Source organism: Lentibacillus halophilus (assembly GCF_039522485.1).
Taxonomy (GTDB): Bacteria; Bacillota; Bacilli; order Bacillales; family Amphibacillaceae; genus Lentibacillus; species Lentibacillus halophilus.
Window position 1 is genome coordinate 1 of record NZ_BAAADM010000017.1, and the last position, 5,493, is coordinate 5,493.

At 40.5% G+C, this 5,493-nt stretch carries 6 protein-coding genes; 3 read left to right on the forward strand and 3 right to left on the reverse strand.

The genetic code is table 11. The features are described 5' to 3' along the window. Nucleotides 1–91: 91 nt before the first annotated feature. Nucleotides 92–409: a biotin synthase BioB gene (locus tag ABDZ72_RS03915; protein ID WP_343751303.1), complete on the reverse strand. Its 318-nt coding sequence runs from the start codon at nt 407–409 to the stop codon at nt 92–94. Between the two features lie 55 nt (nt 410–464). Next, nucleotides 465–1,016, reverse strand: a complete 552-nt coding sequence (locus ABDZ72_RS03920; protein WP_343751310.1) for a biotin transporter BioY — start codon at nt 1,014–1,016, stop codon at nt 465–467. 476 nt (nt 1,017–1,492) lie between these two features. Here ABDZ72_RS03920 and ABDZ72_RS03925 point away from each other — a divergent pair, with 476 nt between their 5' ends. Continuing rightward, complete coding sequence (locus tag ABDZ72_RS03925) at nt 1,493–2,041, forward strand: SDR family NAD(P)-dependent oxidoreductase (protein WP_343751304.1); 549 nt, start codon at nt 1,493–1,495, stop codon at nt 2,039–2,041. Here ABDZ72_RS03925 and ABDZ72_RS03930 read toward each other — a convergent pair. Continuing rightward, nucleotides 1,990–3,306: an ankyrin repeat domain-containing protein gene (locus ABDZ72_RS03930; RefSeq protein ID WP_343751305.1), complete on the reverse strand. Its 1,317-nt coding sequence runs from the start codon at nt 3,304–3,306 to the stop codon at nt 1,990–1,992. The genes ABDZ72_RS03925 and ABDZ72_RS03930 overlap by 52 nt on opposite strands. Nucleotides 3,307–3,470: 164 nt before the next feature. Between ABDZ72_RS03930 and ABDZ72_RS03935 the strand changes: the two genes are divergently transcribed. Next, nucleotides 3,471–3,806, forward strand: coding sequence for a hypothetical protein (locus ABDZ72_RS03935; RefSeq protein WP_343751306.1), 336 nt, complete (start codon nt 3,471–3,473; stop codon nt 3,804–3,806). A 497-nt stretch (nt 3,807–4,303) separates the two neighbouring features. Continuing rightward, complete coding sequence (locus ABDZ72_RS03940; protein ID WP_343751308.1) at nt 4,304–5,413, forward strand: FAD-dependent oxidoreductase; 1,110 nt, start codon at nt 4,304–4,306, stop codon at nt 5,411–5,413. Nucleotides 5,414–5,493 lie beyond the last annotated feature (80 nt).

The window sequence follows — 5,493 nt, forward strand, 5'->3', positions numbered from 1 at the left end:
GCTATTTGATAACCTCCCGCAATTTTTAAAGAAAACATTTCTTGGCAATGAGGAATTTAACGCACAAGCAGCATAGTCAGTTTGGTTTAGATCAAGGCATATCAAGGGTTACAGGCTCATTCTGCGGTGCGAAAGTTGAGTTTGTAATCATCTTATGCTTATTAATTGGAGCCGTTGAATCAATCGACTGGGCACAGTAGCCACAGTTTTCAGAACACAAACCAGTCTTCGTACTGATCATCATATTTAATTTCACCTTTTTACCGTAATAATGTTTTCTGATTTGAAACGCACCATCCATTAAACTTAAAACCTCATCATTGGGAGATTGTAGTATAGCGATTGCTTCTTCCTTGTTGATTTCATACCCATAAATGACTTTGCCGGCTAATTCTTTCCATTTATACACAAAATTCCTCCTTCTTATTTAAATATGTACATCGATAGATTTAAAACATCCTATATTATGCGCTCTCTTCATCAATTCTATGACGAATAGTAATTCCTTGTTTACTCAGACGATATGCTAATATTCCTGCTGCAGTATCTAATAATATATCTTTCGGTAAAGGAACCATCATCCATAGCCATACAAGTTTATAAGAGAATTCAGCCGGAGCCTCGAACCATAATTGATACGCTGCGTACATCCAATTCGTTCCAAACACATAGTTAATGGTCATTGCAGTTAGTGCGGCTATAATATAAGAAGGTAAACTGGAATTCGCTTCTCGTATTTTACCAGTTACATAAGCAATCAGGATAAACCCTAATATGAAACCAAATGTTGGGGAAAGAATCATCCCCACACCACCTTTGAATTGAGCAAAAACCGGTGCTCCTACAAGACCTAACATCATATAGACAAACATGGAAAAAGGGCCAACTCTACTTCCCAAAACCAATCCGGACATTACAGCAAAAAAACCCTGCAATGTAATTGGTACACCACCGATTACAAGAAAAGGAAAAATTGAAGTTATGTTTGCACCGATGGCAGTAAGTGCGACAAACATTGCACCAAAGCATAATTTGAATATTTTACTTTGTTCTCTCACATAGTCCACCTCCTCTATTTAAAATTCATGTTAACCCATTAAATTTTAGGTTTACATATAAATTAGATTACACTATTAAGTTCTTTTATGTCAATAATTTATGATTAGAAAGAAAGCATGGGGACGGTTCTGATGCTTCCTTTTTTACAAAACACGACTTGGTTGTTCCTGTGAACTTTGGATAGTGCCTGTCACTTCCCAGGTTTTGTCGAATGGTGTCGAAGTCATGGTGTCAGGCACCAGCACCTCGTTTTAAAATATAGGGACAAGATTCCAAAGGTTGATTTTCGGCAGTTGCCGAAAATCGTTTATGTGGAAGACTCGTTCAAGTTCACACGTAATATTCAAATGTTTTCTCTTTGATTCCATAGGGAATAAATATTGTAGGAGTATTTAAAAATTTTTGAGACCTATCGTGTCAGAAAGGGGATATTATGTTTGATTTAACGAGCAGAATTGCAATGGTAACCGGGGGAGCTAATGGAATTGGAAAGGGTATTGCTGAAACATTAGCCCAAGCAGGCGCGACAGTGATGATTGGAGATATAAATGAAGAAGCAGGTCAAAAAGCAGCTGAAGAGATAAATGGTGAGTTTTATCACCTGGATGTTACAAATAAAGACAATGCGGGGCAAGTGGTTCAGGATATTCTAAAGAAACATAAAAGAATTGATATTTTGGCAGCCAATGCAGGCATTTATCCTGATCAATCTATTGCGGAAATGGAGGAGAGCGACTGGGATAAAATTCAAAACATCAACTTGAAGGGAATGTTCTTCACTTCAAAGCCTGTATTGGAAGCAATGAAAAAGCAGAATGGCTCAGAATGGCTCGGGTGCCTGTCACTTCCCGGGTTTTGTCGAACAGTGTCGAAGTCATGGGTCAGGCACCAGCACCCCGTTAAGATATTGTGTTGGTGCCAGGCCTCGTACTACTCAGCGCCTTCAAAGCCTTCAGAAATATGTGTCACCATAGGCTTATAATAACTTTGTCGACTAGTAGGGTACGTAATTTTCAAGGTAGATATAATATCCTTTTCTATAATAGCTTTCTCATAGATAGTATCATTTCCTTCTTTAAACGAAATGACATACCAATCACTTCCCACTTGCTGATAAGCGATAGAACCAGGATTAGATTCAATCGCCCTGTTATAGTAAGTTTCAATTGTTTCATTTCCTTCAAGCACATTGATGTGGCTACCATATGCTAAAATAGAAGCTTCATTATTGGTAAACTCCCTTCCATCATTGTTAGTAGGAGCATCTTCTTTAGAAAAAGTTGTAGGATAGTCTACAGAAAAACCAAACCTGGAATTTGTATAGCTTTCATAGGAAAAAGATTTAGATTGATCTTGTTCAGCTGTTTCTTTTTTATTATTCCCTATGTTACTTGAACCATCTCCTGGGCCATCCTGCTTTTGCGAGTTTTCCGAAGTATCCTTCCGAGTATGTTTCCCCGTTAACAAGTTAATTATTTTTTCTAATTCGGATGATACACCCCACTGTGCTTTCTCCTCAGCATAATCAATTGGAGTGATGCCTTCACCACCGTCTTTCAAATTCTCTTGAGCGTTTGCGCCATGTTTTAGTAACATTTCTACAGCTTTAACATTCTCAAGTTCAATCGCGTTTATTAAAGAATTGGTTTCCATATCTTTGTTTCCCAAATTTTGCACATGTGTTTGATTTGGATTAGCTCCATTTTCTAATAACATTTTTATTAAGCTTACATTATTTTTCTCTATTGCAATATCCAACGGGTTTGTATCAGGATAATCCATGTGATAACCTTGCAGATTCGGGTCAGCACCTGCATCCAGCAGTTTCTTTACTATTGTTGGATTCTCATGTTGTAAAGCTGTTATCAATGCTGATGTTCCTTGATCAGTCACCATATTGGGATCGGCACCTTTTTCTATCAATCTATTAACTTTATCAGCGTTGTTATTTGCAATCGCTCTAAAAAAATTATCTGAATCAATGACTTCACTATCACCATTTACCTTAATTAAATTATCCTTTGCTTGCTCAATGCCGATACCCATAACCTCGAGTTGAATAGGATCACCGTAAAATATCATTTTATCTTCCATAAAAACAAGCCATTGTTTTACTAAATCTACATAGAAAGCTTGCTTATTCTCAGAAGCATATATATCAAAATCATTGGTTCGGTGAAAATCATGGCCTTTAGTGCCTGTCACTTCCCGATTTTTGTCGAATGTGATTAACTGATTCTCATACAATGCCCTAAAAACTATAATAGAACGGCAACGTATGATAAACTAATAGAAGATAGAATAAACGTGTATTCGAAAATGGTAAGATCTTAAACATTTACGCCGACTGTTTTGGTTGCTGTTCAGAAAGAATGGACGAAAATCACTAAAATCCAAAGAGGATGATGAAAATGAGTAAAGATATTACTAACAACGACATTTTACAAGCCATTAAGGAATTATCGGAACATATTAATCAAGTTGATCAGAACCTAACCGATCAAATCAACCAGACTGATCAGAAACTAACTGAGCGTATCGACCAAACCGAACAGAAATTAACGGACCAAATCAATGAAGTGGATAAACGATTATCTGACCAGATCACTAAAATGGGAGAGAAATTAACCGATGCGGATCAACGATTAACCGAAAAAGTTGATATGGTGGATTCCAAGCTTTCCGTCCTATCTGATAGCTTATTGAAGACACAAGCAGAAGTAAAAGTACTGAAAAACGCAGAATAGTAGCTTGAAGGTTAAATGCCATCAATAAGCAGAAAAAAATATGGCATTCTTTTAAGGGTGCCACGAAGACCTACCAATTCCTAAACGCTGATTAATTTATAAGAATACAGCCATCTTTTACGTACCCCCAAAGTACAAACGTTATAAAGATATATGGGGCATCCGTTTCAATCTGTCCATATCAATATTAATCAGCGACTCCCCACCTGTTGTTATAGTCACAAGCAACCTCATTTTCCAAGAAGAACACCCAGTCTAACCAGAAGCAGACATCTCCTTAAAATATGGCACATGCGCCATGCATTGATTTTCACCTTGAGTATAATGGACCCGACAAAAAAGATCATCCTAACGCGACCACATTCAAAAAGGACACAACTCGTTTGACTTAGAGTTACTCGAATGCATTAAAATGGAATTTACACACATTGAGTGGTGAACGATAAGCTCAAGCAGCGAATGAAAGGGCAAACATTTCAATAATGGGGGATGACATTATGGACCATTCAACGATAAATCATCAAACAGGACAAACGGCTATTGTGGTCGGTGGCTCGCTTGCCGGGCTTATGACCGGTATTGCCCTTGCCCGGGAAGGTTTGGAGACCATCATTCTGGAAAAGGCAGGCAAGGATCGGCCGAGCGGGGGTGGTCTGCAGGTTGACGGGAGTTTGTTCGATTTTAATAAAACAGAGCGGCTGCTGAAGAAACTGGCTTCAGGTGGCAGTAAACGTTCCTTGCAGCTCTGGTCATCCATTGAGTACCGTTTGCGCACAGAAGCTGAATCGTATGCCGGAATGGACATACGCTATAATACGCGTGTCCAGTCGGCTGATCAGGATGATGCATCTGCGTGGGTGATAACCGGTGACGGTGAGACCATTTATGGGGATATTTTAATTGGCGCTGATGGCCACCGCAGTATGGTGCGAGGCTACGTAAATCCGCATAAGCCTCATGCGTCGTTTGCCGGATACACCGTGTGGCAGGCATCCATCAAGGAAACGGACTTGCCTAAAGCAAAACGGCCCCGCAAATCCAACGGGTATACAATGTTAAACAGCTTTAGTGGGTTTGTATTTGGTTCCATCACTGAGATTGAAGATGATTCCTCGGATTCCGGGAACCGGCAGATTGGAATAGCTTGGTATGACCACGTGCGTAATGATTGGCTCCGACGCCTTGGGGCTGTAGAAGGCTCTGTCGTCCATCATTCGCTAAAAGGGTCTGAACTTCCGGAAGAGCTGCTTCATGATCTGTCGAAAGAAGCGTCAGAACGATGGTCCGATCCATGGCTGACTGCGGCCCTTCACGGAATCAACACACGTACCATAGTCGGCGTACCGATCAAAGAATATGTGCCTGATAATCTTGTGAGCGGCCGCATGGCACTGGTTGGAGATGCAGCGCATGCACCAGCGCCGATTACCGCCAGCGGATTTAATGCGTCACTGCAAGATGCAGTGGAATTGGGCAAATGTGCCGCAAAGGGCATACAGGGACGAGCCGCCATCGATGCGCTAAATGAATATGAATCGAAGCGTCTGGATACCGTTCGTCAAATGGTTCAATCAGGACAACACATGGGACGGGTTTTCGGTCTTTAGTGCCTGTCAGAGCGACCGGGCTTAGGTCGTAACATATAGTGGGTGGGATGCCCGCCGAGTAAGAGTTAGCCACTCGCTCG

Coding starts and splice junctions, on each gene's coding strand:
- ABDZ72_RS03935 (WP_343751306.1), top strand. CDS start 3,471: ATGAGTAAAGATATTACTAACAACGACATTTTACAAGCCATTAAGGAA.
- ABDZ72_RS03925 (WP_343751304.1), top strand. CDS start 1,493: ATGTTTGATTTAACGAGCAGAATTGCAATGGTAACCGGGGGAGCTAAT.
- ABDZ72_RS03940 (WP_343751308.1), top strand. CDS start 4,304: ATGGACCATTCAACGATAAATCATCAAACAGGACAAACGGCTATTGTG.
- ABDZ72_RS03920 (WP_343751310.1), bottom strand. CDS start 1,016: ATGTTTGTCGCACTTACTGCCATCGGTGCAAACATAACTTCAATTTTT.